Consider the following 24,911-nt stretch of genomic DNA (forward strand, 5'->3'; position numbering starts at 1 on the left):
AAGCAATGCTATATTACAGAAGTGCCCACGAGAGTGAGCAAAAGTGGAGCAAAAAACCACATGGAGCTGTGGTGAAGTTGGAGTTCACGCCGGTCTGTCACACCGGAGGTCGCGGGTTCGAGTCCCGTCAGCTCCGCCATTCTTCGATCAGGAAGAAGGGCGAATATCAACGATGCCGGTGTAGCTCAATTGGTAGAGCACCTGACTTGTAATCAGGGGGTTGTGGGTTCGATTCCTATCGCCGGCACCACGTTTTATTGGCGGTCGTGGCGGAATTGGCAGACGCGCTAGATTCAGGTTCTAGTGGTGGCAACACCGTGGAGGTTCAAGTCCTCTCGACCGCACTATATCGAGGAATGACAGGTTTTTGGTTTGCTGGTTTCAGCAGATCAAAAACCTTTTTTTGTTCAGTCGCGAGACGCGAGCGTGTGGACGTGCGTGTGCGGGAGATGGCTTCGCTTCGACAAGCTGGCTCGCGTACATAGCGTTGAACAAGTAGTCCCTAAAAACGTCCCTAACCAGACCGTGATGTTTTCAGTCAGGAGAGATTGCCATGTTTCTCAAAAAAACGACCATCCAAAAAAACGGAACCCGCTATACGTACTACCGCATTGTGGAGTCCTATGTGGATGAGAACGGCAAACGGAAGCACCGCCATGTTCAATATGTTGGCCTTCTGACGCCTGAGGAAGCCGAGCAGCTGCGGGCACAATTGCGTCAGCAAAGCCTGGCGGAGCGGCGCTCCAGAAGAAAGGCGATTGCTTTGGAGCATGAACCGGCCGCCAAGCCGCTTCCGGCCGATCCCCAGCCGACCAGACAGATTTATGCGTGGAAGGAAGCGCAATTGCTTTGCTACCCCGCGCATGCGGATAAAGAATGGAATCGGACGGACGCCGACATGCTCCTGCTCGTTCGCGAGGGGCGTGGCACTCTGCAACTGGAAGGGCGCAAGCTGTCCCTGCATCCCGGCGTTGCCGTTTTCTGCCCGGCCGACAGTGGCATGTACGTCATCAATGAGCATGATGTTTCTCTGGTGATCGAGCGCATCGCCTTTGAAAAGCTGGCGCTGTCTGCCGAAGAGGGGGGATACCGGCGCATCCCCATACGGGATATGCCTGCGGGCGTCCTTGACTACTCCTTTCCCCAGCGCGTCCTCCAATGGGCCCAGGAGCTGAGGATCGCCATTGCGCAAAACGAAAACGAGTGGAAGATTCAGTCTCTGTTCCTCCAGGTTCTCTCCGTCTTTTTCCAGCCGAAAACGAACGAAGACACCCAGGAAACGCGGCGCCTGATGGAGCAGACGATCCGGTATATTCAGCAGCATTACCGCGAACCGATTACGAGGGAGCAGCTCGCCGCGCGCATCGGCGTCAGCCCCGAACATTTTTCCCGGGTTTTTCGCAAGGAAACGGGCATGAGCTTCGTCGAGTATCTCGGCCGCGTTCGTATCCGCAAAGGGCAGGAGCTGCTCCAGTTCTCCGCCAAGGATTTGCATGTCATTGCGCAGGAAACCGGGTTTGCCAACGATTATTACTTCAGCCGAAAATTCAAGCAGATCGTGGGTGTCCCGCCGACGGTGTACAGAAAGCAGCCGAAACGGATCGCCGTCCTGATGCCGCATGTCACGGCGTGCCTGCTTGCCTGGGGGATCGTCCCGGTATTTGGCGTGATCGGCTTGTGGATGGAGCCGTGGCTGACCGCGCATTACCGTGAGCGGCTGGATTTATCAGGCTTCAAACAAGGGGAGTGGTACAGCGACAAAACCGTCCAGTGGCTCTCGACGAATCCGCCCGATTTCATCATCGTGTATCGGGAGGAGTATACCGAGAGCTTATGGGAGATCGCCCCGGTACTCGCGATTCCCGAGGAATGCAGCGATTGGCGCGAGGAGTTGCTTATGCTTGCGACAGCTGTAGGGCGTCGCCAGCAGGCGGAACAGTGGCTGAAGCAGTTTCAAGAGAAAGCCCTGGCGCTCCAAACCAGACGGGATGACTTGCGTGGGAGGGGCGATACGTTTCTGATCGTGAAAATCGTCTCGGGCAAATGTTACGTCTACGGCAACCTGACGAGCATGGGCGGGTGCCTGATCTACGACGTGCTCGGGTTGCAGCCGCCTGTTGCCGTACAGCAGAACATTATCGAAAAAGGGCTTCTGAACATCCACGTACCGTTGGAAGACCTGCCCGCTTATGCCGCCGATCATATTTTTTTGTTCCACTATCCCTCCCATTGGCCCGCCGACGAGTGCGAGGTGCTGGAATCGGACGTGTGGCGTAGCCTGCCGGCAGTAAGGAACGGGCGCGTCTACGAGCCGGACCCGAATATTTTTTACGGCTACGATCCTTTGGCGATGGACAAGCAATTGGACTGGCTGACGGAACTGCTGTCACATTTCGAATGAATGTTGGTCATTTGTCTGCATGGACAACCGTTCTGTCCTCTTGATACGCTTTATACGATAATAATTCTCATTTTCATTAGGAGGATCAGCATGTTGAGGACCATGTGCCAAAAACACTTCTGGATCGTTGTTACCAGCCTGCTTTCTCTCGTCCTGCTCAGTGCGTGCGGCGGGATCAAGGAAAGGACACCGCCACAAACCGAGGGGACAGCCCCTTCTGCTTCTGCACCGGCAGCGTCGGCAGGTTCTGACGACAATGCCCCAGCCAAAGAAGGCGCGACGCGCATCGTCAAGACCGTGCTTGGGGATGTCGAGATTCCGCTCCATCCAAAACGGGTGGTCGCGGGCTATTATCACGGAACGCTACTGGCCTTGGACTTTCCGGTCGTGGGAGCCAGCAAGGAATGGTGGATGGGCAGTCCCTTCCTGACAGAGCAGGAGAAGCGCATAGAAGATATCGGTTCTCCGTTGTCGCTGGAAAAGGTCATGGCACTCAATCCCGATCTGATCGTCATCTACGATAGCAATCGGGACGACTATGAATCGTTGTCCAAAATTGCCCCGACCGTTTACATCCCGTATGATTCCAAGCTGGGCATACGCGACGAGGTGCGGCTTTTTGCCGAAATGTTTGGCCGCCAAAAAGAGGCCGAAGCCTGGTTTGCCAAATACGAAAAGGCAGCCGCCAAGGCGAGGGAGCGGTTGAAAAACATCGTCGGGCCGAATGCGACCGCGACCCTGATTCATCCGAACGGGAAAGAGCTTGCCGTGCTTGGCGACAACTTCGGACGGGGCGGGGAAGCGATCTACCACGCGATCGGCTTCAAGGCCAATGAACGGGTGCAGCGCGAAGTGATCGACAGCGGCGTTCAGTATCAGGCGATTTCGCTGGAGCTGCTCCCGGAATATGCGGATGCGGACATCGTGTTTCTCTGCGCCTGGGACCAAACGACCGAGGAGGAGTTGAAGGCGGTAGTCGACAGCGGGGTGTGGAGGCAGCTTCCGGCTGTCCGGGAAAATCGCGTCATCGTGCTGGATTACAAAACCTTTTTCTACTTTGACCCGATATCCGTTCTCGGCCAGATCGAGGCATTGGCCGACGTGATTGAGCGGCACAACGAGGCGAAGAAGCAATGAGGAGCGATCAAAGAAAGTTTTTCGACCAAGGAAGGTTGAAGAACTTTCTTTTTTTCGCTACAATCAGAGTGGTGATAATGAATTTCATTTTCAAAACGAGGCGGAATGGCGACGCAGAGACAGACCGCTGCAACAGGGACGGTCTGCCTTTTTGCGCCGGAAAAAGCGCAGGCGGATGTCCAGCGTCCGCTGCTCACCTGTTCTTTGAAAACGGTCCAAGATTTGCAGGTTGCTTGCCGCGTCAGGCGTGGGATACAGTAGAGTAGCGAGCATTGCGGTAGATTTGCAGCAAATCGCAAGCTATTTTGCGCAAACAAAAAAGAGAGACAGCACGAAGGAAAGCGAGGGGGTAGAGGAGCATGAACAAATTCCGGTTCATGGGCATCCGTGTCATGACAGCAGCCTTCCTGTTTTCAGTGTGTACCACAGTCCTTTCCGCACCTGCATCTGCCTTGGGCACAGCAGAGCTTTCCTCTGGAGAGCAGCGCGAAATGTTTTTGGACAAAATGGACCTCAAAGACCAAGAAGTCCTCGGCTTTTACCATACAACGATGGAAGGCAGCTCTGACGCGCGCAAGCACAATATCAGGAAGGCGCTGAAAAAGATTAACCAGGAAACAGTCAAGCCGCATGCGGTTTTTTCCTTTAATGAAGAAGTAGGCAACGCGAATCGAGAAGAGGACGGTTGGAAAAAGGCAGGCGCCATCCTCAACGGGCAGCTTGTCGAGGACTTCGGAGGCGGAATTTGCCAGGTTTCCAGCACGTTGTACAATGCGGCGCAAGAAGCGGGGATGACGATTGTGGAGCGGCACAATCACAGCAAATCCGTGGGCTATGTGCCGGTTGGACAGGACGCAACGGTCGCGTATGGCGTCCTGGACTTCCAGTTTCGGAATCCGTACGACTTTCCTGTCAACATTAAAGCGAAAGCATACAACGAAAACGATGTCGTCATCGCCATCGTCCGTGCATCATGACAACAGCAACGTAAGCAGGGGGACATCAAGTCGGGATGTGCCTCCTGTTTTTTTGTCCTCTGCAAAAGGAAAAGATTGGAAGTGATGAAATATGTGGGTTTGAGTCAGGCATTCCTGACTATACTGTGTGAAAAAGGAGGTGCGCCATGTACGTACAGGTGACAGGCGATCCGCCGAATCGGCGCGTGATCGTCATGGGAGAGCCTTTGGGGTGTTGCCAGGAAGACGGCTATTATTTTTTGCCTGGAAGGCTTGTCGCAGCGCTAAAGCCGGAAGATTTGCCGATCGGGATCGCGTTCAGGCTTCAGGGCGCTCTGCCTTCGGGATATGGATTTTATCGGGAGGATTCCGTTGTTTTTTGCAGGAAAAGCGATTCCCCCGCTCTTTGGATCGAGGTGACCTCCACGTACGTCCCTTCGGAATGGGACGGTTTGTTCTCGCTGGACGCAACCGTTCAGGCGCGCAGAGCCGTCATTGAGCAGCATCCGCAGCTCGCGTTTGTCCTCTGCGAAACAAAGGAGCAGGTTGTGCGTCTTCGCTACGGGTTTATGTGGTCCGCCGAGGAGGAGACGGATTTGGAGAGCGCGCTGGAAGCGATATGCGATACGGTTTTCGAAGTAGAAGCAAGGGGCAACGCAAGGCTCTGGCCCGGCTATAACAACTGCTTTGACGAGTAGGGACGCGCTGTTTCTCGTCCTCTTTCCCATGATATAGTAAAAGGGAGCGACAAGCCTGCATAAGGGAGAGGACAAAATGGAACCAATTCGCAATATTTACTGCGTAGGACGCAATTACCGGCTGCATGCGGCTGAACTGGGGAACGACGTACCGGAAAAGCCGCTGATTTTTGCCAAGCCGACACATGCTCTGGCTGTGACGAATGGGCAGGAGATTGAGCTGCCCGGCACGCGCGGAGAGCTTCATTACGAAGCGGAGCTGGTCGTGCATCTGGCACGGCCGTATGAGCCGGGCTGCACGCTTGCCGAGCTGGTCGACAAAATCGCGCTCGGCATTGACTTTACTTTGCGCGATGTGCAGAGCGAGTTGAAGAAAGCGGGTCATCCGTGGCTGCTTGCCAAAGGCTTCCCCCATTCCGCAATCCTGACGCCGTTTCACCCGTTTCCAGGGCTTGCGGCGTTGCAGCAGACGGACTTTTCCCTGCTGAAAAACGGTGAGCAGGTGCAGCGGGGAAATATCAGCGATGTCATTTTTGATCTGGAGACGCTCATTGCCTACGTGGCGGAGCATGTTGGCTTGGGTCAGGGCGATGTGATTTACACGGGGACTCCTGCGGGTGTTGGACCCGTCGCTTGCGGCGATGTCCTGACGCTCAAATGGGGCGATGAAGAGTGGGGCCAGTTTACGGCCAGACTGAAATAAAAACGAGCGGTTTTGCAGGCTGACTTCGACCCATCTTCTGTCAGAATCATACAGAAGATGGGTTTTTGTCGGGAAAAACGCCATTGAAAGCAATTCTCAATTACATCTGGTTCTTTGGTACTAAAAGGCAGGAATGGCCTGCTTTTCCCCTTGTTTTTCGATTAGTCCGATGCTACCAATTCCGCGATTGGTAAATTTTACGGTCTTATCCTCCCGTTTCCTCCTGGGGTAATCTGTCCATGTACCCGGACGGGTGCCACAACATGACAAGGAGGAAAAGAAAGTGACGAAACGAGATTGGGTCATGAAATCAACAGTAGCAGTCATACTGAGTACGTCCCTGTTAATGGGTGGTCAAGTTGGACAAGCAGCCGCCAAGACGCAAGATTCGAAACAATCTGATGTGGCGGAAATCGCGAAATCGTTGATTGGAAAAGATTATGAATATAAAGCAAAAGGACCGAAACAGTTCGGTTCTGCAGAGCTGGCTACGTATGCGTACAAGCAAGTGGGCATTTCGATCGGCAGCACGATTTCGAGCTTGTACAAAACAGGCAAAAAAGTCTCCCCAAACAGCGTAGAGCCGGGAGACCTCGTGTTTTTCGCATCCAGTGGAAGCGGAAGCCCCACCTTCATGGGCATTTACATAGGCAACGACCAATTCGTCTATTCCTCCCAAAGCGAGGATGCCGTCGTCCTGAAAAGCTTTTCGGAGTACAGCGGCAAATTCGTAGGGGCACGCCGCATTTTGGAGGAGGCAGGCTCCTCTGACAATTCGGGCAGCAAGCCGGAGCAGCCAGCGAGCGACCTGGCTGACACGATCATCAAGATCGGCGAGAAATACTTGGGTACCAAGTATAAATACGGCTCTAGCAGCAGTACGACCAAGACGTTTGACTGCTCGTCCTTTACGCAGCGCGTCTTCAAGGAAGCGGGAATCACGTTGCCGCGCGACTCCCGCCAGCAATCTACCGTAGGGAAGACGGTATCCAAGAAGGACTTGCAAAAAGGCGACCTGGTGTTCATGAAGGCTTCTGTCAACAGCTCTTCCGACCGGATTACGCACGTGGCGATCTACGCCGGAAACGGCAAAATTTTGCACACGTACGGCAGCCCGGGCGTGACTTACTCCAAATTCGACGGAACGAACTGGGAGAAGCGCGTCGTCAAAATCAAGCGCGTCCTCTAGTTTTTCGAAACGGCTCCATCCAAGCCGTTCCGGCAGGCTCTCGTGCGTGTGCATGGGAGCCTTTGTTATTTTGTTTGACGCACCACAAAGCGAATGGTTACGCGAATGGTGCCTGCCAATTTTTCCAAATCGCCTGATCTATTTGTTCGAATAGAAAATAAAGAGGGAATATTGAAAAAATGTCGAATGTATTTGTTCATCCTTGAAAAAAAGTGGGGGTGTGTCACATGCAATTGACCATGCCAGCGAAATACAATTTCGCCGCACAAGTGGATGAATGGGCTAGAAAAAACCCGGAAAGACGCGCTGTCTGGGAGCTGGACGAACAAGGGAACGAACGAATCCTGACCTACGAGGAACTGCGCCGTTATTCCAATCGGATCGCGAATGCGCTTGCCTCCATCGGGCTTGGCGAAAAGGACCGGGTGCTGGTTCTCGTCTCCCGTGGCACACTCGCCTACGGGCTATACCTCGCCTTGCTGAAGCTGGGCGCCGTCATTTTGCCCGGTTCGGAGATGCTGCGCTTTAAGGATATCGAGTACCGGGTGAACCACGCCCAGGTCAAGGCGGTCATCAGCTTCGAAGGCGGGCTGGACGAGGTGGATCAGACGCGCGGCCATTGTCCCAGTCTGACGCACTACATTACGACCGGGGAAGGAAAAGAAGGCTGGGTCGCCCTGGCCGGCATCATGGAAGGACAGGCCGAGGAATTCACGGTGGCAGACACGGATGCCGATGAGCTGGCGTTTTTGTCCTACACGTCCGGGACGACGGGCGGCCCCAAAGGGGTTATGCACGTCCACGGCTGGCCGTTCGCGCATCTGGCGGTGGCAGCGAAGCAGTGGCTCGACGTGCGCGAAGGCGATTTGGTCTGGGCGACAGCGGGTCCTGGCTGGGCGAAGTGGATCTGGAGTCCGTTCGTCTCCACATTGGGCATGGGAGCGACGGCGTTTGTGTACAAAGGACGGTTCGTTGCGGAACAGTATTTGACGATTTTGCAAAATTACCCGGTATCGGTCCTCTGCGCGACGCCGACCGAGTACAGGCTGATGGCCAAAGTATCCGATCTGGGCCAGTACAAGCTGCAAGCGCTGCGCTCCGCATGCTCGGCAGGAGAGCCGCTGAACCGCGAAGTCATCGATACATTCCGCCGCGAGTTCCAGCTGACCGTGCGCGACGGATATGGACAGACGGAAAGCACGCTTTTGGTCGGCACTTTTGTGGGCATGGAGCCAAAGCCAGGCTCGATGGGCAAGCCTTCTCCGGTGGTGCGCATCGCGATCATCGACGAGGAGGGCCACGAGCTGCCTGTCGGCAAGGTCGGGGACATTGCGATCGACCGCAACCTCGTGGCGCTGTTCAAAGGATACCTGAATGATCCCGAGCGCACCGCGAGAGCGTTCCGGGGCGACTGGTACGTCACCGGTGACCAGGGTCGCATGGACGAGGACGGGTACATTTGGTTCGAGGGCCGTTCTGACGACATCATCATTTCCGGCGGATACACGATCGGGCCTTTCGAAGTGGAGGATGCGCTGGTCAAGCATCCGGCCGTATCCGAGTGTGCGGCAGTCGCAAGCCCCGATCCCGAGCGCGGCCACGTGGTGAAAGCGTTTGTCATCTTGAAAAAAGGCCATGCTCCTTCAGAGGGACTCGTCTCGGAGTTGCAGGAACATGTAAAAACGTTGACAGCGCCGTATAAATACCCGCGCAAAATCGAATTTGTCCAGGAACTGCCGAAAACAACCTCCGGCAAAATCAGGCGAATCGAGCTGCGCCAGCAGGAAGCAAGAACGCTTCAGTCTTAAAAGAAAGCGAGTCTTACGAATTTGTAAGGTTACCGTAAGCCGATTCGATAGGAGAAATCAGGCGCATTCCCTACAATGGAGGTGTCAAGCACGGTAGGGGGAATGCAGCATGAATCAGCTTTCCGTTCGAAGCGTTCGAACAGGAGGAAATGCGAATCCGTATCGAGCCAAAAAGGCCGGGGAGCGTCCGCAAAAACGGGGCGTTTCCTGGAAAGAATGGGCGGGTCTTGCACTCGTCGCCATGCTGGTGGCGGCGAGCCTGTCTCCGCTTGTGCTCACCTGGGCCGGGAGTTGGTGGATGGACGAGCAGAAGCTGGCGGCTGTGCAGCATCCGGCAAGAGGCGTCTATGTCAGGCTGGACGAGATGCCTGATTACGTGTGGAAAGCGTTCGTCGCCATCGAGGACCACCGTTACATGCAGCACTCCGGTGTAGACCCGTACGGACTGGCCCGGGCGATCTGGATAGATGTGCAGAAAGGCGCTTACGTGCAGGGCGGGAGTACGATTACGATGCAGCTGGCCCGCAATCTGTTTTTGACCGATGACAAAACGATGGGCAGAAAAATCAAGGAAATCGCCATCGCTTTGCAACTGGAAACGCGCTATAGCAAAAAAGAATTGCTGGAGCTGTACCTGAATGCGATCTACTTCGGCCATGGACACTATGGCATTGGGGAAGCGGCCCGCTTTTACTTCGGCAAGCCGATTGCCGCCAAGGGGGAGGGTGCATCGCTGACGATGGGCGAAGCCGCGATTCTCGCTGCGTTGCCGAAAGCGCCGGAGACCTACTCGCCCGTGCGGAATTGGGAAAAGGCCAAGGCGCGTCAGCTGGTTGTGCTAGACAGAATGGCCGAGCTGCACGTCATTGACCAGGAGACGCTCAAGCAGGCCAAGCGGGAGCAAGTAGTGGTCAAGGCAGGCGATCAGCCAAGGTCGGCTTGGAAGCCGTAACAGGACAAAAGGTCTTCTGTCGTCATGGCAGGGGACCTTTTGACATCCCGCCATCCGGGACAGCCTGTGCGCTCACCCAAGCGCGGCGCGCTGCATAAGGTAAGGGGAGGAACTACAGGAAGGAGTCCGGAGCCGTCATGAGTGCGTATCCTTACCAACCCCAGTCGGGATCGAACACCCCTTCGATGTCGACGTTGATTGACCCGTTTTTGTATCAAACCTTGCTCGGCGTGGTTCAGCGTGATGTCGTGATTCAAACGACCCAGGGAAACCTCCGCGGCAACGTCGTCAACGTCCTGCCGGATCATGTGGCTTTGCGCGTGGGCGGGTCTATGTTTTTTGTGCGGATTCAGCAAATCGTCTGGGTCATGCCAGGGTAATGGCATGATACAACCCTGCCCCGACATAAAACAGTAAAGGTAGCAGGATGACGGGGGAGGGAATCGCGTTGTTTACACGGATCAACCGATTGGCTATCGAGCTTCCGGAGCCGGAATACGGAGACGCCAACGCCGCTGCGGCCGTCCAGGAGCTATTGGGCGGTCGTTTTGGCGAGATGTCGACATTGAACAACTACTTGTACCAGTCGTTCAATTTTCGCGGCAAGCGCAAGCTGAAGCCGTTTTACGACCTCGTCGCAAGCATTACGGCGGAAGAGGTAGGACACGTCGAGCTGGTGTCCAATGCGATCAATTTGTGCATGAAAGGCATTACCCGGCCAGGTGATCCGGATACGACACCGCTGTCCAACGGCTTGAACAAACGCAATACGTATCATTTCATTGCTTCGGCACAGACGGCGCTGCCCGGGGATTCCATGGGAAAATCGTGGACGGGCGATTACGTTTTCACCAGCGGCAACCTCGTCCTCGATCTGTTGCACAACTTCTTTCTGGAATGCGGGGCGCGGACGCACAAGATGAGGGTGTACCAGATGACCGATCACCCGACGGCGAGAGCCATGATCGGCTACTTGCTGGTCAGAGGCGGCGTGCACATCGTCGCCTACGCCAAAGCGCTGGAAATCGCGACAGGGGTAGACCTGACGAAAATGCTCCCCATCCCCGATCTCGACAATGACCAGTTTGACGCCACCCATCCGTACATTGCCATGGGGCTGAACCGCAAGCTGTTTACGTTCAGCTATCAGGATTACCAGGATATCGCCTTGATCTGGCGCGGTCCATTGCCGGACGGCGGCACAGCCGAGGTCATTCAGGGCGTTCCCGATGGCGGCCCGGTTCCAGACCTCGATGAGCTGCCGGAGGAGTTTGCCCCTGGTGTGTCGCGCGAAGATTTTATCGAGATTGCCAAACGTCTGCAACGATCAGCCGGGCTGTAGGAGCACACGAGCATGGACGCGACCACAAGCAAAAAGACCAATCAGCTCTGCCGCAAAGGGGCGAAAGCTGATTGGTCTTCTCTGTTTTTTCCGGATCAGGTCGTGCGGTTGACCGCTTTTTCCAGCGCGTCTTCCAGAACATGGGCGTACTGCATCGTCGTTTCGATTTTGGAGTGTCCCAGCTGGGCTTGCAGCTGATGCGGGTCCGGATTCAGCCGCAAAAATTGGGTGGCGAAGCTGTGGCGCAGCTTATGTACGGATAAATCGGGAATCCCGAACGCTTTTGCGTATTTTTTGACCAGCTTTTGCACCGAGCGGATCTCGATGCGGTGACCGTATGGCTTCGTCGGCGATACGGCGAGGAAAACGGCGGTCTCTTGCGGGGCCGGCTGGTATTTGTCGCGCACGGCCAGGTAGCGGCTCAAATGCTCCTTCCCCCAGTCGCTGAAAAAGGGGGCGTCTTCCTTCTTGCCTTTGCGCACCATTTTTAACTGGTTTTTTTCCATCACGATGTCGGACAAGTCCAGACTGACGATCTCGGAGACGCGAAAGCCGCCAGAGAGAATCAGCGCGATCATGGCGGTGTCGCGTTCGCGGTTTTGCAGGTGGTACTGCCGCTTTTTTTCGGTGTCGCAGTGGGCCAGATAGCCGTGGTAGACGAAGTCGACAAACGCGTGAATTTCTTCGTCGATCAAAATTTTCGCGCGGATGGCGTGAGCGCGGGCCAACGGCGTCAACTCGGCCGTATCCAGCTCGATTTTCGCGAGTACGTTGCGCTTCAAATACGCCTCGCCGTTTTCATCTTCCGCCAGCGCAGCTAAATAATGAAACAACGACTTCAAGCTGGAAATTTTTCGGCTGATCGTCCGGTCGCTGTATTCTTTTTTGGCGCTGCGCGTCGGCTTGGTGAGCAGAGCGGAACGCTCGTACAAGTGCGATTCCTGCAAATATAAAATGTAGCTTTCCACCGTCTCCTTTTTCAGCTCGTTCAAATCGGAGAGGGGCACGTCCTTGATCTCGGTCGCTGCCGTCAAGCCTTCTGTCATCATCCAGCGAAAGAAAAACGCGATATCGCGCAAATACCCGAGCAAGGTGGAAGGCGAGCTTTTTTTCGTTTTCTTATGGTCGATAAATTTTTCGACATACCAGGGAAACGATCCGACTGTTTGCAAAAGCTGCAAGGCATCTCGCTGTTTGGTTACGGACATGTGATCCACCACCCGTTATTGTTGTCATCGTTGTGTACGAACATATATTCTAGCAAAACGGCAACGTTCTGGGAATTGCCAATTGCGCTATTTACCGTCATGATGGAAATCGTGTATAGTAGGGAGGAACTTAAATCGTATCGATTACGATTTTTGGATGAGGAGGGGTTTTGTTTGGCTACGTGGGATTTGTCCAAGACACGCCACCATGTCTTGCTCTGCAATGGCGGAAGCTGTATGCGCAGCGGGGGAGAGGAGGTTACGCTTGCGATCCGGGAAGCGATCGCCGAGGCAGGACTGGATGATTACGTACATACAAGCCGGACGCGCTGCAACGGTCGCTGCGAGGATGCCTGTGTCGTGATCGTCTATCCGGAAGGCATCTGGTACCGGAATGTAACGCCAGCGGATGCCAAGCTGTTGGTCGAGCAGCATTTTCGCCGGGGGGAGCCGGTCGAATCATTGGTGACGCATCGGTTTTGCGGGGACGGCTTTGTCCGCACCTCGGACTGCAAGCCAGGCATGCTCAAATCGGAAAAAGTCAAAAAGTAGTCCAGGGCCGCGCTCCGTCTGCTAATGGGGGCGTGGTTTTTTGTGCAGATGGAAGGGTGTTATCGAGTAGCGAGTAGTCGTCACAACAGAGCCAGTTTTCCAAGTCGCCGCGGTCAGTGCCGCTGTTTTGTCTAAGATCGCGGCAAAAGGAGAAGGTAATAGAAGAGCGCCTGTGCGCAGGAATGCATGTTTGCTGAAAACGCCATCATTTATGTCTTTGTCATATGGACATTTTAAACAAATGGTGGTAACCTATCTGTAAATAAGGTTGATTTCATGGGATTTATACAAGGAAAATACGTCCGCGTAGGGTGTACATTTGTTTTCGTGGAAATGACTTTCGCGATGGGACAGGTGTAAGGCCCGATGGCTGGATGCTGGAGGGATTCTCGTTGGCGAGCAAAACATTGGAACATTTTTTACAGGAAAATCTGGCTGATTTGAAGAGCAAAGGTCTGTACAACGTCATCGATCCTTTGCAAAGCGCAAACGGCCCGGTCATCACCATTGCGGGAAAAGAGCTGATTAACCTGTCCTCGAACAACTACCTGGGCCTGGCGACAGACCAGCGCCTGGTGGATGCAGCGATTGCCGCTGCCCAAAAATACGGGGTAGGGGCAGGCGCGGTACGCACCATCAATGGTACGCTTGATCTGCACGTGAAGCTGGAAGAAAAACTGGCTGCCTTCAAGCATACGGAAGCGGCGATCGCCTATCAGTCCGGCTTTAACTGCAACATGGCCGCCATCTCGGCCGTCATGGACAAGAACGATGCCATTTTGTCCGACGAATTGAACCACGCGTCGATTATCGACGGCTGCCGTCTCTCTCGGGCGCAAATCATTCGCTTCAACCACTCGGACATCGACGACCTTCGCGCCAAAGCGAAGGAAGCAAGAGAGTCCGGCAAATACAAAAAGCTGATGGTCATTACCGATGGCGTCTTCTCGATGGACGGCGATATCGCCAAGCTGCCGGAAATCGTGGAGGTTGCCGAAGAGTTTGACCTCATCACATATGTAGACGATGCGCATGGCTCGGGCGTGCTTGGAAAAGGCGCCGGAACCGTCAAGCACTTTGGCTTGTCTGACAAAATCGACTTCCAGATCGGTACGCTCTCCAAAGCAATCGGGGTAGTCGGCGGCTATGTAGCCGGACGTCGGGAATTGATCGATTGGCTCAAGGTACGCAGCAGACCGTTCCTGTTCTCGACGGCGCTGACGCCAGCGGATGTAGCCGCTTGCATTACCGCCATTGATATTTTGCAAAACAGCACAGAGTTGCACGACAAGCTGTGGGATAACGGCCACTACCTGAAAAAAGGCTTGAAGGAGCTTGGCTTCCATATCGGCGAGAGCGAAACGCCGATCACGCCATGCATCATCGGCGACGAACAAACGACGCAGGCATTCAGCAAACGCCTCTACGAAGAAGGTGTGTACGCCAAGGCAATCGTTTTCCCGACCGTACCAAAAGGAACAGGTCGTGTGCGCAATATGCCGACTGCCGCTCACACCAAGGAAATGCTGGATCGCGCCCTTAGCATCTATGAAAAAGTCGGGAAGGAAATGGGGATCTTGTCATGAAAAAGATTTTAGTAACGGGAGCATTGGGGCAAATCGGTTCCGAGCTCATCATGAAGCTGCGTGAAGTTTACGGAAACGATCAGGTGGTCGCGACCGATATTCGCCAAAAAGAAGACGATCCTGTCGTGCAGTCCGGGCCATTTGAAATCCTGGATGTGACAGACGCAAAACGCATGTTCGAGCTGGCCAAAGCACACAATGTCGATACGATTATGCACCTTGCCGCGCTGCTCTCGGCTACCGCCGAAGCGAAGCCGCTGCTGGCGTGGAACCTGAACATGGGCGGACTGGTCAATGCGCTGGAAGTGGCGCGCGAGCTGAACTGCCAGTTTTTCACGCCAAGCTCCATCGGCGCTTTCGGACCGTCCACGCCGAAGGACAACACACCGCAGGACACGATTCAACGCCCTACGACCATGTACGGCGTGAACAAAGTATCCGGCGAACTGCTGTGCGACTACTACTATCTGAAATTCGGCGTCGACACCCGTGGCGTCCGCTTCCCTGGCCTGATTTCCTATGTGGCGCCTCCGGGCGGGGGAACGACCGACTACGCGGTCGACATCTACTACAAGGCGATCCTGGAAGGCGCGTATACGTCCTACATCGCCAAAGGCACGTACATGGACATGATGTACATGCCGGACGCTTTGAACGCGATCATCACCTTGATGGAAGCAGACGCATCCAAGCTCATTCACCGCAATGCGTTTAACGTAACGGCCATGAGCATCGAGCCTGAGGATGTTGCCGCTGCGATCCGCAAGCACATTCCGGAGTTTACGCTCTCCTACGACGTCGACCCGGTGCGCCAGGCGATCGCGGACAGCTGGCCAAACTCGATCGACGCGACCGCAGCCATGAAGGAATGGGGCTTCAAAGCGGAGTACGATCTGGACAAAATGACCGAAGACATGCTCACCAAACTGCGGGGAAAGCTGCTGCAGCACGTCGGCTAAGCGAATAGCATACTCACGGCATGAAAACGCCGCTTTGCACAGCCTGCAAAGCGGCGTTTTTTGTGGCTGTTTCAGAAGCAAACGTTCAGGACAGTTTTGCCCGCACCTGCTTGAGCTTGATGGCGTTGGCGATGGCGGTCCACATGTCGGAGGACTCGGAGCCGACGTACCAATACGCCAGTCCGGCGATTGGCCACTGCAGGCTCGCCTGAACCTTGAGCCCCATCGAACGGCTTTCTTCCAGCCAGATCGTATGGGAGACGCCTTGCTTTTGGTAGGTCGAGCGGTATTGCCCCAGGTTCGCCTCCCAGACCGTGCTTGCCCTGTACTGGGAGAGCAACTGATAGGAGGCCGGGATCGTCAGGTCGGTCGATTGCAGGCTGCCTTTTGCCTGATACCAGTCGCGGGTATAGAACGGCAGGCCGACGATCAGCTTCTGGGCCGGAACTTGGTTCAGCAGGTCGACGATCACTTTTTTCAACCATGGCAGCGAAGCGACTGAGCCTGCCTGAGCGCCCCCCACCCAATGTTCCTCGTAGGCCATGACAACCAAATAGTCCGCGGATTTTGCCAGTTTGGCAAAGTCGTAAGGTTCACTCCAATCGGTCTTGGTATCGGGCGGAATGTCGACGGAGACGACAGCGCCTTTGGCGTGCAGCGCCGCCGACAGCTCCTGGATGAACAGGGTGAAGTTGTTGCGGTCGGCCGGGGAAAAGCCTTCAAAATCGACGTTGATCCCGTCCAACTGGTACTTGTCCACGTAGGCGGACAACTTCGCGACGATGGCTTTCCGCTTTGCCGCATCCGCGAGCATGGCATGCGTGGCAGCGGAGTCAAAGCGGTTCCCGAACAGCGGCCACACCTGCTTGCCGTTTGCATGCGCCCAATGGATCAGGGTCGCGTCGGACAAATCGCTGACTGTGCCGTCATTTTGCAGGAAGTACCAGCGCGGCGACAGCGTGTTGACGCCGCTTTGCTTGACCTGCGCGATGAACTCGCCGGTCGTGGACTGGTATTGCCAGCCGAGCGAAATCAGCGGTTTGGCAGCCGCGCTTTGCGTCTTCAGCTCGTCCAGGATACGCTGCAAAATCACGGCTGTCTCTTCCCGCGACAGCGCTTTTTGCGGGCGGAAGCTGCCTTGGTAGCCGACGAGCCATTTTTTCTCGAGCGCTTTGGCGACAGACGCTTTTGCCCAGCCGGAGACAGAAGCGGCATCTTGCACGGCGGGCGTCGCCTGTGCCGAAACGTTTTGCTCCAGGGCGCGCACGAGAAACGCGGCGGCTTCCTCACGGGAGATTGTCCGCTTCGGCCCGAACGCCGTGGGGCTGATCCCGTTGGCGATGCCGAGTGCCGCCGCAGCCTGTACGGACCCGTACGCCCACGAGTTTTTCGGGACGTCGGCATACGCCGAGATCGTGGCCGCCACAGGCTGGATGCCGAGCGTCCGCGTGAGCATCGCGACGAATTCGGCGCGCGTCACTGGCCGCGTCGGATGGAAGTAGCCGTTTTCATCCCCCGCGATCACGCCTGCCTTCTGCAAGGAGCGAATCTGCTCTTTGGCGTAGCTGTTGGCAATATCCTTCAGGCTGTTCGTGGATGCCGTGGACGCGGGAACCCCGACGGCCAGCGTGAGGCAGTATGTCAGAAATGCCAGAGAAACCAACCAAATATGTATGTTTTGTTTTTTCATCATACATCCAGTATAAGGAGGTAGAACCCATCTTTCATTGGACATTTTTTGGTAAGAGGCAAATGTGCCGCAACACACGGAAATTAATTAGGGGGGAATTCCGATATGGTATGATAAGATTGAAACGAGAGAGAAACAAAAGCGAGGCGGAAGAGAAATGGAAGACGTACTGATTATCGGCGGAGGTCCTTGTGGTCTGGCGGCAGCGATCGCCTGCAAAAGAGCGGGACTCGATCCGCTTATCATTGAAAAAGGATCGCTGGTGCATTCGATCTATCGCTACCCGACGTACATGGTGTTCCACAGCACACCGGATTTGCTGGAGATCGGCGGCATTCCTTTTACGACCGCCAACGAAAAGCCGACACGACAGGAAGCGCTCCAATACTATCGGCTGGTGGCTGCTCGCGAAAAGCTGCGGGTCCATCTGTACGAAACGGTGACGGAAACGAAAAAGACGGCGGATGGCTTTCAGGTTGCGACGATCGACCGCTTTTCCCAGACGCATCTGTATCAGGCGAAGAAGCTGGTCATTGCCACGGGCTACTTTGACAATCCGAACCGGTTGAACGTGCCGGGCGAGGATTTGCCGAAAGTCTCATCTTTTTACAAGGAAGCGCACCCATATGCGGGATTGAAGGTCGCCATCGTCGGCGGAAACAACTCTGCTGTCGATGCCGCAATGGAGCTGGAACGGGCAGGGGCGCAGGTGACGGTCATTTGCCGCAGAACCGAGCTGTCCGACAAAGTGAAGGCGTGGACACGGCCTGTCTTCGAGAGCCTGGTCAAAAAAGGGCGCATCCAGATGTTTTTCGGCGCCACTGTCGCTTCGATTGAAGAGCGCTTCATCCACGTCCAGACAGCGGAAGGGCAGATCGCGCTTGAAAACGACCATGTCTTCGCCCTGATCGGCTATCGGCCTGACCGGACATTCCTGCATTCGCTCGGGGTGCAGATCGATGGGGAGACGGGCGTTCCGGCGCATGATCCGGACACGATGGAGACGAACATTCCCGGCCTCTACATAGCCGGAGTGATTGCGGCGGGCCACCACGCCAATGCCATTTTCATCGAAAACGGCCGATTTCACGGAGAAGCGATTGCCCGCCACATCGTCTCGCAAGGAAACGTTTAGGTTTTTTCTAGCCTAGAACTTCCACTCCAACTGTCTGCCGCCAATGAGGTGGTAGTGCAGGTGGAAAACCGTTTGCTGTCCATGCTGTCCGGTGTTGGTCACGACGCGGAAGCCTGACTCGGCTACTTCCATGATTTCGGCTACCTTTTGCAACGACAGGTGCAGGTGGCCGATCAGCTCCTTGTCTTCAGGCTGAATCGCCAAGACCGACTGGATATGCTTTTTCGGGATGACCAGAACATGCACGGGTGCGACAGGATTAATGTCGTGAAAAGCCAGCACGTGCTCGTCCTCGTACACTTTTTTGGAAGGGATATCTCCAGTTACGATTTTGCAAAAAAGGCAGTCCATTTGTTTCGTCATCCTTTCTCCATCATGCCAAGGTATATAGCTTATTTCGGCATGGGAGCAGGCTTTACCTGTTTGGAGGCGAGAGTTTTTGCTAAAGAGATGGCGGGGAGAATTCACAAATGCGCCACAGGCGAAAGCGGGACGGAACGGGCAACTTGACTTCCAAACTGAGCTGTAACTATAATCATTACAGCAAAGGGGTGACCGACTTGAAAATCAGCAGCCGTTTCTCGATTGCGGTTCATATTTTATCTCTGCTTTCGATTGATGCCACTTCTCATCATACATCGGAATGGATTGCGAGTAGCGTGAACACCAATCCGGTAATTATTCGCCGCGTGCTCGGGCAGTTGAAAAAAGCGGGGTTTGTCCACGTCCGGGCCGGAGCGGGCGGCGCAACGCTAGCGAAGGGGCTGGAGCAAATCACATTGCTGGATGTCTATCGCGCGGTGGAAGTCGTGGGGGAAGGCCAGCTTTTTCATATCCATGAACAGCCCAATCTTTCCTGTCCGGTGGGCGCCAATATCCAGTTCATCCTGGAGCTGATCCTGCATCGCGCCCAGCATGCGATGGAAGCGATTTTGCAAAGCGTAACGATGCACGAGCTGGTCAACGACCTGCGGCAAAAAATAACCGAACAAGCCCGCTAAAGCCGACCGCCTGCCCGCTTCGCCCGATGATTGCGTGAAAAAGCGGCATCGAGTCAGACAAACGGGAAAAGCCGCTTGCCATCGGCGAAGGGGACAAGGGGGCGAAGGACAGGATTCAGGGTGGAAATAGCGAAAAAGAACGGATATAATAAAACTATTCGAAAAGCTGTGAAAAAACCGACAACGGCGTCGGTGCAGGCTTGACATGTTGGTGAGCAGTCGGCACGTCCATTCTCTTTGCCGGGAGGTGGAGTATTGCGTCATCGTTTTCGAATCATCATCATAGACGACGACCCGATCACGCGAATGGACCTGGGCGAGATGTTGCAGGAACAAGGCTACAACGTTGTGGCGGACGGGAAGAACGGCGAAGAGGCCGTTTCCTTGACGCAGCGGTGGGACCCGCACCTCGTCATCATGGATGTAAAAATGCCCGTCATGGATGGATGGACGGCTGCCGGGATGATTAAAAGGCAATCGGATGCTTCCATTCTGCTGCTGACGGCGTACAGTCCAAAAGACCTGGAGACCCAGGCGAAGACAAATGGCGTCTGCGCCTACCTGGCCAAGCCCGTCATGGAGGAAGAGCTGCTGCCCGCCGTAGAGTCGATCCTGCTGGAAAAACAAACGAGGCTGGAAAAGTGAATCGCAACAAAAGCAATGGCGCTTGAATGAGACGAATGGCCGTCTCCTGTTTCAAGCGCCTTTTTGACGTATACGAGCGAAATAAAGCGCCAGAGCGCGCGCGAACAACTCCCCGCTACATCCTCACCAGACCCGTGTGGGGGCACGAGAAAGCGAGTGAAGCGAGATGAAATTGGCATGCGTCATCCGGAAAGAACAGTACCAGTTTACCTCCGTTCGCGATGTATTGGCGAAAGCGAGCGAAGAGAAATCCGGCGACCAGATGAGCAAAATCGCGGCCGGCTCCGCCCTGGAGCGGATGGCGGCCAAAGTCGTTTTGAGCGAGATGCAGCTTGCAGACATCTACGAAAATCCGGTGATTCCGTACGAAACCGACGAAGTCACCCGCGTGATTTACGACGATCTGAATTTGTCGATTTACAACGAGATCAAAAACTGGACGGTCGGGGAGCTGCGCGAGTACATCTTGTCCTTTTCGACGGGCATGCCGGAGCTTACCCGGATCAGCCGCGGCTTGACCAGCGAAATGATTGCCGCGACCGCCAAGCTGATGTCGAGCATAGATCTGGTGATGGCCTCGCAAAAAATGAGACACCAGGCGTACTGCAACACGCTCATCGGCGAGCCGGGCAGACTGGCGTTCCGGTGCCAGCCGAACCACCCGACTGACGATCCGGAGGGCATTCTCGCTTCGATGAAGGAAGGGCTGTCCTACGGCTCCGGCGATGCCGTCATCGGGATCAATCCGAACAACGACACGGTTGAAAGCGTTGCCAAGCTGCTCCAAATGACCCACGATTTCATGCAAAAATGGGAGATTCCGACGCAAAACTGCGTCCTCGCCCACATTACCACCCAGATGCAGGCGCTGCGCGGCGGAGCACCGATCTCCTTGCTGTTCCAGAGCCTGGCTGGCTCGCAGCGGGCGAACGAAGCGTTTGGCGTCTCCACAGATTTGCTGGATGAAGCGATGGAGCTGATGCTGCGAAACGGCACGGCTTCGGGGCCGAACGTGATGTACTTTGAAACCGGGCAAGGCTCGGAGGTGTCGCTGGACGCGCACGAAGGCGTGGACATGCAGACGCTGGAGGCGCGGACGTACGGCTTTTGCCGCCACTGGAAGCCGTTCATGGTCAACAACGTCTCCGGGTTCATCGGGCCGGAGACGCTGTACGACGGCAGACAGATGATCCGCGCTGACCTGGAGGATTTGTTCATGGGCAAGCTGCACGGCTTGCCCATGGGAATTGCCCCGACCTACACGAATCACATGCACGCGGACCAAAACGACCAGGAGATTGCCGGGATGCTGACGGCGCTTGGCGGAGCGAATTTTTACATGGGCGTGCCCGGCGGCGACGACGTCATGCTGAGCTACCAGGATACGAGCTACCATGATGATGCCAGCTACCGCGAGCTTTTGGGCTTGCGTCCGTTGCGGGAATTTGAAAAATGGCTGGAAAAAATGGGACTGATGGAAAACGGACGGCTGACAGAGCGGGCAGGCGATTTATCGGTGTTCGACTAACGAGCGGGGAGGGCACACGCGATGAAACAGATCAACATGGAGGAGCTGATCCAGCGGGTCATGGAGGAGCTTGCCAAAAAGACGGGGGAAGTGATTCCCTTTCCCGCGCAAAAAGTGCGCGGCGTAGAAAATCCGCACAATCCGGAAGCGCTGGAGCGGGCGATGGCGAGAACGCCGGCGCGCATCGGGATCGGTCGGGCCGGCACCAGAATGAAGACGACGAGCTACTTGCAGTTTCGCATCGACCAGGCGGCCGCACACGATGCCGTCATGAAAACGATCAGCCCGGAATGGTTGCAGCGGTTGCAGCTTCCGGAGCTGTATTCGCGGGCGACGAGCATGCAGGAGTATTTGATGAACCTGGACGCGGGGCGTATGCTCTCGGATGAGTCGGCCAAGTGGCTGGAGCTGCACGGCGACAAGGGCAAAGACGTGCAAATCGTGATTTCGGACGGACTGAGTACGTCTGCTTGCGAAGCGACGATCCCGGATTTGCTGCCCGCTCTGCAACAAGGGCTAGCGATGCGCCACATCAGCGTGGGTCGGCCCGTGTTCATTCACAGGGGACGGGTATGGATACAGGACCAGGTCGCCCGAATCGTGGGCTGCCAAGTCGTCCTCTCCCTGATTGGGGAAAGACCAGGGCTTGCGACAGCAGAAAGTCTCAGTGCTTACATGATTTACAAACCGGACGCCCATACGGTAGAATCAGATCGTACGGTTATTTCTAATATTCATCGGGGCGGGACTTTGCCGATTGAAGCGGGAGCCTATCTTGCAGAGCTTCTGGAGGACCTGTTGAAGTACCGGGCGAGCGGAGTCACATACAGGAAGCTTCGCGCCCAACACGGGTAGATTTCTACTGGCCCCTCCTCCTGCCTTGCACGAGAATACATAGCAGATGACCAATTTCTATGAGGAGTTGCTACGCATGACGGAGCCAAATCAAAACGAACAGGAAACAAAAGCGGAAAAGCCGAAAATCAGCCTGCAGGAAGCGATGAGACGCAAACTGGCCGAAAAGAAGCAGGCCCAGGCACAAGCGAACAACCCGGTAAACCAGAAGGTGAAAAACCAGTCGATGAAAAGCCAGTTGACCAAAAAGCCAAACAACCAGCGCAGGCGTATGGGCGTCTAGCATTCTTTCCGAGAGGCAAGGTGGACAAAGGAGAATTTGCAGCATGGACGATGGCTGCGGATTCTCCTTTTTGCGCAAGCAAAGCGTCTGGAGAAAAGAACAGGCAACAGGGAGGAGTCCAACAACGTACATGGATGGATTGACAAATATCGAAGCAGTGGCGGAATGGATTCGCTCTTGGGGAATGCTCGGGGTCATCGGCAGTATTTTGCTGAATATCGTCATCAGCGTCGCAGGCATACTGCCGTCCATTTTTTTGTCCGGAGCCAACGCCGTTGTGTTTGGCTTGTACGGAGGTTTTTTCATTTCCCTGACAGGGGAGGTGCTCGGTGCGGGCATCGCTTTTTTATTGTATCGCTATGTCATTCAAAAAGCCGATCGGCGAAAAAAGCTGGCAAAGGTCAAATGGCTATCGGCTTTAAACGGCGCGACCCGCGCAAGAAAGGGGCTTGCCGTCGTCTTGCTGCGGCTGAACCCGCTAATTCCCTCCGGGGTCATCAATCTCGGAGCGGCGATGACGAACATCTCGTTGGCTGATTTTCTCCTCGCGACACTCGTGGGCAAAATCCCTTCGATGGCCTTTGAGACATTCGTCGGGCACGATCTCGTCTATTTTGGCGAAAACAAGTTTCGGCTGTTGGTCGCGCTCGCGGCAGGCGCACTTGTTCTCCTGCTGTTCTGGAAGCGGGGAAAAGGACAGGCCAACCAGGCGGAATGAAAAGCAAAAGGAAATCCGGACAGGTCGAAGCGTTCGCGGGCAGACGATGAGCGATAATCGGGACTGCGAACGCGGCAGGCGGCTTCGTCCGAAAGAGAGCAGAAACTCCCGTTCGCTGTCGGCAGACAAGACACGTATGGTCTGACGAAACGAACGGGAGTTTTTTGCCGCGTGTCATTTGGTTGCCAACTGCGGATCGGAAGACGTCGGCTGTACGTGCTTCCCGGTCTGGCCCGGCTTTTTTGTGCGAATGTGGATAGCCGTAGCGAGCAAGGCGATCCCGTTGAGGAGAAATACGTACCGGATCGGGACGACTCCGCCAAGCACGCCGCCGATGACAGGGCCGAGCATCGTCGCGAGCTGGTTGGCGGATTGGTTCAGGCTGAAGGCTCTGCCGCGAAACGCGGGATCGGTGACCTTGACAATCATCGCGTTGATCGAAGGGTAAACCGCTGCAAAAAACAGGCCGTAGGCGAAGCGCAGGATGCCGAAGCCGTACAGGTTGGTGAAAAAAATTTGCAGCAGGTTGCCGAGCGCTCCGCCCAGCAAGCCGATGAACAAAATTTTCGTGTAGCCGAGCTTGCCGCCGAGCTTCCCCCATTGCGGGGCAGCGATGACCGTAGCAATCCCGACGGCAGCGAAAATGATTCCGGCGCTGAGCGAAGCTTCCTGCTGCGAGGCGCCGAGCTGCAGCACGTAGACGGTCAACAGCGGCTCCAGCAGCATGACGGAGATCGTGACCATCAGGCTGAGGCCGAGAATTGTCATGAGCGAACGATTGGCGATGGCAGCCCGCAAGTCTTCCCGCACGTTGGACCGACTGCCTGAGCGGTTCATGCTGGTTTCCTTGACGAGGAAGGTAGCGATGAGCGCCGCTACGAGCACGACACAGCCGGAGAAAAGAAAAGCCTCTCTGTTTCCCCAGAGATGGCTGACGACTCCCCCGACCAGCGGCCCGACAATCCCGCCCGTCGCTCCGGAGGTGGCCATGACTCCCAGCGCATAGCCGACGTGTTTTTCCGGCGTATTCGTCGCGACCAGCGCAATCGCGGCAGGCACGTAGCCGGCCAAAAGCCCCTGAAACACACGCAACACCAGGAAAAGGTAAGGATCTGTAATCAAGTAAGTCAGAAAGTACAACAAAGCCAGGCTAAAGCCGGAGCGCATCAGCATCGGCTTTCGCCCGTATTTGTCGGCGAGAGAGCCCCAATACGGCGAGATCAGGGCGCTGGCCAAAAAGGTAATCCCGAACGAGATACCAGACCAGGCTTCCAAATGCTCGTGAACACCCAAAGAGGTATGGAGGAAGATAGGCAAAAAGGGAATGGAGATCGAGTAGGCTGTGCTGCAAAAGAAGACGCCGGCCCATAACACAAACAAATTACGCTTCCAGGAAAAATCCATCGTTCCGTCACAACCTTTGCAGTAACAAGCAGGGAATTTGTTATGGATTATTCTAGCATTGGTTTTGGGTGCTGACTAATCAAGAAATGTGATGGGACTATTGCAAAAAGGAAATAAGGAAAAGCGTCGAGGGGAGCACAAGCAATCAGATGCCTTCCAGC

General features: G+C 55.3%; 24 protein-coding genes and 3 tRNA genes. 23 read left to right on the forward strand and 4 right to left on the reverse strand.

Features of this window, described 5'->3' with window-relative positions; genetic code table 11:
* Nucleotides 1–62 precede the first annotated feature (62 nt).
* From ACTHO6_RS14380 to ACTHO6_RS14440, 13 genes are all read left to right on the forward strand, one after another.
* Nucleotides 63–139, forward strand: a tRNA-Asp gene (locus ACTHO6_RS14380).
* A 35-nt stretch (nucleotides 140–174) separates the two neighbouring features.
* Nucleotides 175–250 (forward strand) — tRNA-Thr (locus ACTHO6_RS14385).
* A gap of 10 nt (nucleotides 251–260) precedes the next feature.
* Nucleotides 261–344: transfer RNA gene (locus ACTHO6_RS14390), tRNA-Leu, on the forward strand.
* Between the two features lie 209 nt (nucleotides 345–553).
* Nucleotides 554–2,401: a helix-turn-helix domain-containing protein gene (locus tag ACTHO6_RS14395; protein ID WP_440242407.1), complete on the forward strand. Its 1,848-nt coding sequence runs from the start codon at nucleotides 554–556 to the stop codon at nucleotides 2,399–2,401.
* Nucleotides 2,402–2,491: 90 nt separating this feature from the next.
* Nucleotides 2,492–3,538 carry an ABC transporter substrate-binding protein gene (locus tag ACTHO6_RS14400; protein ID WP_440242408.1) on the forward strand — a complete coding sequence of 349 codons (1,047 nt, stop codon included), beginning with the start codon at nucleotides 2,492–2,494 and terminating at the stop codon, nucleotides 3,536–3,538.
* 359 nt (nucleotides 3,539–3,897) lie between these two features.
* The gene (locus tag ACTHO6_RS14405; RefSeq protein ID WP_440242410.1) at nucleotides 3,898–4,515 is read left to right on the forward strand and encodes a VanW family protein; all 618 of its coding nucleotides are present in this window, start codon (nucleotides 3,898–3,900) and stop codon (nucleotides 4,513–4,515) included.
* Between the two features lie 146 nt (nucleotides 4,516–4,661).
* Nucleotides 4,662–5,192 (forward strand): hypothetical protein, encoded by a 531-nt coding sequence (locus ACTHO6_RS14410; RefSeq protein WP_440242412.1) that lies wholly within the window; start codon nucleotides 4,662–4,664, stop codon nucleotides 5,190–5,192.
* A gap of 76 nt (nucleotides 5,193–5,268) precedes the next feature.
* Complete coding sequence (locus ACTHO6_RS14415; RefSeq protein ID WP_440242414.1) at nucleotides 5,269–5,895, forward strand: fumarylacetoacetate hydrolase family protein; 627 nt, start codon at nucleotides 5,269–5,271, stop codon at nucleotides 5,893–5,895.
* Nucleotides 5,896–6,178: 283 nt separating this feature from the next.
* The gene (locus tag ACTHO6_RS14420; protein ID WP_440242416.1) at nucleotides 6,179–7,084 is read left to right on the forward strand and encodes a C40 family peptidase; all 906 of its coding nucleotides are present in this window, start codon (nucleotides 6,179–6,181) and stop codon (nucleotides 7,082–7,084) included.
* Between the two features lie 227 nt (nucleotides 7,085–7,311).
* Complete coding sequence (locus ACTHO6_RS14425; RefSeq protein WP_440242418.1) at nucleotides 7,312–8,892, forward strand: acyl-CoA synthetase; 1,581 nt, start codon at nucleotides 7,312–7,314, stop codon at nucleotides 8,890–8,892.
* Nucleotides 8,893–9,001: 109 nt separating this feature from the next.
* Entirely contained in the window at nucleotides 9,002–9,844 is an 843-nt protein-coding gene (locus ACTHO6_RS14430) for a transglycosylase domain-containing protein (protein ID WP_440242420.1), read from the forward strand.
* Between the two features lie 137 nt (nucleotides 9,845–9,981).
* The gene (locus ACTHO6_RS14435) at nucleotides 9,982–10,224 is read left to right on the forward strand and encodes a YuzF family protein (protein WP_440242422.1); all 243 of its coding nucleotides are present in this window, start codon (nucleotides 9,982–9,984) and stop codon (nucleotides 10,222–10,224) included.
* A gap of 68 nt (nucleotides 10,225–10,292) precedes the next feature.
* The gene (locus ACTHO6_RS14440; RefSeq protein ID WP_005833473.1) at nucleotides 10,293–11,186 is read left to right on the forward strand and encodes a manganese catalase family protein; all 894 of its coding nucleotides are present in this window, start codon (nucleotides 10,293–10,295) and stop codon (nucleotides 11,184–11,186) included.
* A gap of 95 nt (nucleotides 11,187–11,281) precedes the next feature.
* Here the strand turns inward: ACTHO6_RS14440 and xerS are convergent, their stop codons facing one another.
* Nucleotides 11,282–12,394 carry a tyrosine recombinase XerS gene (gene xerS, locus ACTHO6_RS14445; RefSeq protein WP_440242424.1) on the reverse strand — a complete coding sequence of 371 codons (1,113 nt, stop codon included), beginning with the start codon at nucleotides 12,392–12,394 and terminating at the stop codon, nucleotides 11,282–11,284.
* 174 nt (nucleotides 12,395–12,568) lie between these two features.
* On the opposite strand from xerS, the gene ACTHO6_RS14450 reads away from it, so the two are divergent.
* The 3 genes from ACTHO6_RS14450 (at nucleotide 12,569) to ACTHO6_RS14460 (ending at nucleotide 15,491) form a co-directional block, all read left to right on the forward strand.
* On the forward strand, nucleotides 12,569–12,946 hold the full coding sequence (locus ACTHO6_RS14450; RefSeq protein WP_440242426.1) for a (2Fe-2S) ferredoxin domain-containing protein: 378 nt from the start codon (nucleotides 12,569–12,571) through the stop codon (nucleotides 12,944–12,946).
* A 392-nt stretch (nucleotides 12,947–13,338) separates the two neighbouring features.
* Entirely contained in the window at nucleotides 13,339–14,532 is a 1,194-nt protein-coding gene (locus tag ACTHO6_RS14455) for a glycine C-acetyltransferase (protein WP_440242428.1), read from the forward strand.
* Nucleotides 14,529–15,491, forward strand: coding sequence for an L-threonine 3-dehydrogenase (locus ACTHO6_RS14460; RefSeq protein WP_440242430.1), 963 nt, complete (start codon nucleotides 14,529–14,531; stop codon nucleotides 15,489–15,491). Before ACTHO6_RS14455 ends, ACTHO6_RS14460 begins: the two co-directional genes overlap by 4 nt.
* A gap of 85 nt (nucleotides 15,492–15,576) precedes the next feature.
* On the opposite strand, the gene ACTHO6_RS14465 is transcribed toward ACTHO6_RS14460, so the two are convergent.
* The gene (locus ACTHO6_RS14465; protein ID WP_440242432.1) at nucleotides 15,577–17,181 is read right to left on the reverse strand and encodes an S-layer homology domain-containing protein; all 1,605 of its coding nucleotides are present in this window, start codon (nucleotides 17,179–17,181) and stop codon (nucleotides 15,577–15,579) included.
* Nucleotides 17,182–17,338: 157 nt separating this feature from the next.
* Between ACTHO6_RS14465 and ACTHO6_RS14470 the strand changes: the two genes are divergently transcribed.
* Nucleotides 17,339–18,316, forward strand: a complete 978-nt coding sequence (locus tag ACTHO6_RS14470) for a YpdA family putative bacillithiol disulfide reductase (RefSeq protein WP_440242434.1) — start codon at nucleotides 17,339–17,341, stop codon at nucleotides 18,314–18,316.
* Nucleotides 18,317–18,328: 12 nt separating this feature from the next.
* On the opposite strand, the gene ACTHO6_RS14475 is transcribed toward ACTHO6_RS14470, so the two are convergent.
* The gene (locus ACTHO6_RS14475) at nucleotides 18,329–18,667 is read right to left on the reverse strand and encodes a histidine triad nucleotide-binding protein (RefSeq protein WP_440242543.1); all 339 of its coding nucleotides are present in this window, start codon (nucleotides 18,665–18,667) and stop codon (nucleotides 18,329–18,331) included.
* A 209-nt stretch (nucleotides 18,668–18,876) separates the two neighbouring features.
* On the opposite strand from ACTHO6_RS14475, the gene ACTHO6_RS14480 reads away from it, so the two are divergent.
* The 6 genes from ACTHO6_RS14480 to ACTHO6_RS14505 all read left to right on the forward strand — a co-directional run bounded on the left by ACTHO6_RS14480 (nucleotide 18,877) and on the right by ACTHO6_RS14505 (nucleotide 23,346).
* On the forward strand, nucleotides 18,877–19,317 hold the full coding sequence (locus ACTHO6_RS14480) for an Rrf2 family transcriptional regulator (RefSeq protein ID WP_440242545.1): 441 nt from the start codon (nucleotides 18,877–18,879) through the stop codon (nucleotides 19,315–19,317).
* 255 nt (nucleotides 19,318–19,572) lie between these two features.
* A complete protein-coding gene (locus tag ACTHO6_RS14485) occupies nucleotides 19,573–19,962 on the forward strand; it encodes a response regulator (RefSeq protein ID WP_440242435.1) in 390 nt (129 codons plus the stop codon).
* Nucleotides 19,963–20,128: 166 nt separating this feature from the next.
* Complete coding sequence (locus ACTHO6_RS14490) at nucleotides 20,129–21,490, forward strand: ethanolamine ammonia-lyase subunit EutB (protein WP_440242437.1); 1,362 nt, start codon at nucleotides 20,129–20,131, stop codon at nucleotides 21,488–21,490.
* 21 nt (nucleotides 21,491–21,511) lie between these two features.
* A complete protein-coding gene (eutC, locus tag ACTHO6_RS14495) occupies nucleotides 21,512–22,345 on the forward strand; it encodes an ethanolamine ammonia-lyase subunit EutC (RefSeq protein WP_440242439.1) in 834 nt (277 codons plus the stop codon).
* Nucleotides 22,346–22,421: 76 nt separating this feature from the next.
* On the forward strand, nucleotides 22,422–22,628 hold the full coding sequence (locus ACTHO6_RS14500; RefSeq protein ID WP_440242441.1) for a hypothetical protein: 207 nt from the start codon (nucleotides 22,422–22,424) through the stop codon (nucleotides 22,626–22,628).
* 130 nt (nucleotides 22,629–22,758) lie between these two features.
* Nucleotides 22,759–23,346 (forward strand): TVP38/TMEM64 family protein, encoded by a 588-nt coding sequence (locus tag ACTHO6_RS14505; protein ID WP_440242443.1) that lies wholly within the window; start codon nucleotides 22,759–22,761, stop codon nucleotides 23,344–23,346.
* 174 nt (nucleotides 23,347–23,520) lie between these two features.
* Here the strand turns inward: ACTHO6_RS14505 and ACTHO6_RS14510 are convergent, their stop codons facing one another.
* Nucleotides 23,521–24,750 carry an MFS transporter gene (locus ACTHO6_RS14510; RefSeq protein ID WP_440242445.1) on the reverse strand — a complete coding sequence of 410 codons (1,230 nt, stop codon included), beginning with the start codon at nucleotides 24,748–24,750 and terminating at the stop codon, nucleotides 23,521–23,523.
* Nucleotides 24,751–24,911: the final 161 nt, after the last annotated feature.

The sequence above is a fragment of the Brevibacillus sp. SAFN-007a genome, assembly GCF_051967035.1.
GTDB lineage: Bacteria > Bacillota > Bacilli > Brevibacillales > Brevibacillaceae > Brevibacillus.

Excerpts from the sequence above, each read along its gene's own strand:
- ACTHO6_RS14405 (WP_440242410.1), top strand. The coding sequence starts at position 3,898 with ATGAACAAATTCCGGTTCATGGGCATCCGTGTCATGACAGCAGCCTTC.
- ACTHO6_RS14410 (WP_440242412.1), top strand. The coding sequence starts at position 4,662 with ATGTACGTACAGGTGACAGGCGATCCGCCGAATCGGCGCGTGATCGTC.
- ACTHO6_RS14400 (WP_440242408.1), top strand. The coding sequence starts at position 2,492 with ATGTTGAGGACCATGTGCCAAAAACACTTCTGGATCGTTGTTACCAGC.
- ACTHO6_RS14475 (WP_440242543.1), bottom strand. The coding sequence starts at position 18,667 with ATGGACTGCCTTTTTTGCAAAATCGTAACTGGAGATATCCCTTCCAAA.
- ACTHO6_RS14425 (WP_440242418.1), top strand. The coding sequence starts at position 7,312 with ATGCAATTGACCATGCCAGCGAAATACAATTTCGCCGCACAAGTGGAT.
- ACTHO6_RS14465 (WP_440242432.1), bottom strand. The coding sequence starts at position 17,181 with ATGAAAAAACAAAACATACATATTTGGTTGGTTTCTCTGGCATTTCTG.
- ACTHO6_RS14510 (WP_440242445.1), bottom strand. The coding sequence starts at position 24,750 with ATGGATTTTTCCTGGAAGCGTAATTTGTTTGTGTTATGGGCCGGCGTC.
- ACTHO6_RS14490 (WP_440242437.1), top strand. The coding sequence starts at position 20,129 with ATGAAATTGGCATGCGTCATCCGGAAAGAACAGTACCAGTTTACCTCC.
- ACTHO6_RS14430 (WP_440242420.1), top strand. The coding sequence starts at position 9,002 with ATGAATCAGCTTTCCGTTCGAAGCGTTCGAACAGGAGGAAATGCGAAT.
- xerS (WP_440242424.1), bottom strand. The coding sequence starts at position 12,394 with ATGTCCGTAACCAAACAGCGAGATGCCTTGCAGCTTTTGCAAACAGTC.
- ACTHO6_RS14505 (WP_440242443.1), top strand. The coding sequence starts at position 22,759 with ATGGATGGATTGACAAATATCGAAGCAGTGGCGGAATGGATTCGCTCT.
- ACTHO6_RS14460 (WP_440242430.1), top strand. The coding sequence starts at position 14,529 with ATGAAAAAGATTTTAGTAACGGGAGCATTGGGGCAAATCGGTTCCGAG.
- ACTHO6_RS14395 (WP_440242407.1), top strand. The coding sequence starts at position 554 with ATGTTTCTCAAAAAAACGACCATCCAAAAAAACGGAACCCGCTATACG.
- ACTHO6_RS14470 (WP_440242434.1), top strand. The coding sequence starts at position 17,339 with ATGGAAGACGTACTGATTATCGGCGGAGGTCCTTGTGGTCTGGCGGCA.
- ACTHO6_RS14415 (WP_440242414.1), top strand. The coding sequence starts at position 5,269 with ATGGAACCAATTCGCAATATTTACTGCGTAGGACGCAATTACCGGCTG.
- ACTHO6_RS14435 (WP_440242422.1), top strand. The coding sequence starts at position 9,982 with ATGAGTGCGTATCCTTACCAACCCCAGTCGGGATCGAACACCCCTTCG.
- eutC (WP_440242439.1), top strand. The coding sequence starts at position 21,512 with ATGAAACAGATCAACATGGAGGAGCTGATCCAGCGGGTCATGGAGGAG.
- ACTHO6_RS14500 (WP_440242441.1), top strand. The coding sequence starts at position 22,422 with ATGACGGAGCCAAATCAAAACGAACAGGAAACAAAAGCGGAAAAGCCG.